The 1,297-nt window shown below is 58.1% G+C and carries 1 protein-coding gene; it reads right to left on the bottom strand.

Annotated features, from left to right (window positions below):
• Positions 1 to 36: 36 nt before the first annotated feature.
• Positions 37 to 1,239 (bottom strand): IS256 family transposase, encoded by a 1,203-nt coding sequence (locus ACFPWW_RS13195; RefSeq protein ID WP_112759496.1) that lies wholly within the window; start codon positions 1,237 to 1,239, stop codon positions 37 to 39.
• Positions 1,240 to 1,297 lie beyond the last annotated feature (58 nt).

Here is a 1,297-nt window from a genome sequence, read left to right as displayed (position 1 = left end):
GGGACTGTCAGGAATTCTGTGCGTGAGGCCGGTTCGTCATTGGTTGAAGAACCGTTCGCCGAAGACGACGGCGAATTGGGTTTTGGCCTCGAACCATTCGCGCGGCGGACGTTTCCAGTCTTCGGCCGCGTGGTTCAGCACCAAGTATAACAGCTTCATGGCGGCGTCGTCACTGGGGAAATGGCCACGCGAGCGAACTGCCCGCCGGAGCTTGGAGTTCAGCGCTTCGATGGCGTTCGTCGTGTAGATGATCCGACGCACGCCTTCGGGAAAGGCGAAGAAGGGAATGACGTGTTCCCAGTTGCGTCGCCAGCTTTGGGTGATGGCAGGGTATTTCTGGCCCCAGTATCCAGCTTCGAACGCCTCCAGCGCTTTCATTCCAGCCTCTGCGTCCTTGGCACGGTAGATAGCCCTCAGCGCCGGAACCACCGGCTTTCGGTCCTTCCAGGACACGAATTCGAGCGAATGCCGGATCAGGTGTACGATGCAGGTTTGGACGATCGTCTGCGGGAAAGCGGCGGTGATCGCCTCTGGAAAGCCTTTCAACCCGTCGACGACGGCAATCAGGATGTCCTGGCAACCCCGGTTCTTCAGTTCGTTCATGACACGCAGCCAGAACTTCGCGCCTTCCGTCTGCTCGATCCACAGGCCGAGGATTTCCTTGGTGCCGTCCGCCAGAACGGCAAGCGCGATATAGACGGCCTTGTTGCGGACGAAGCCCTCATCCCTGATCTTGACCCGGATTGCATCGAAAAATACCAGAGGGTAGCAAAGCTCGAGCGGCCGGTTTTGCCATTCCCCAACTTCCTCGAGAACAGCATCCGTGACGGCCGAGACCAGATCCGGCGACACCTCGATGCCATAAATCTCTTCGAGATGGCCCTGGATCTCGCGAACCGTCATGCCGCGCGCATACATCGAGATGATCTTGTGATCAAAGTCCGGGAAGCGGCGCTGGTATTTCGCAATCAGCTTCGGATCGAAGGTCCCGGCCCGGTCGCGCGGGATTGACAGCGTCATCTTTGACGTCCCTGTCAGCACCGTCTTCTTCGAAGAGCCGTTGCGACGGTTGGCACTCCCGCCCTCGCGCTCTTCATCGAGATGCTCGTCCAATTCGGCATTCAAAATGCGCTCCGAAAGCGCCTTCTTCAGATCGTCGAGCAAGCCATCCTTGCCAAACACCTCAGACGGATCGCGGCCAGCCAAAAGCTGGTCCAGAAGTTCCTTGTCGATAGCCATGTGATGATTCTCTCCTTTCCATCATCATGGCCTCACGCACAGAATTCCTGACAGTCCC

It is taken from the genome of Rhizobium sp. GCM10022189, assembly GCF_042656325.1.
Lineage (GTDB): Bacteria > Pseudomonadota > Alphaproteobacteria > Rhizobiales > Rhizobiaceae > Rhizobium.
This window is presented reverse-complemented; position numbering and strand designations above follow the sequence as displayed.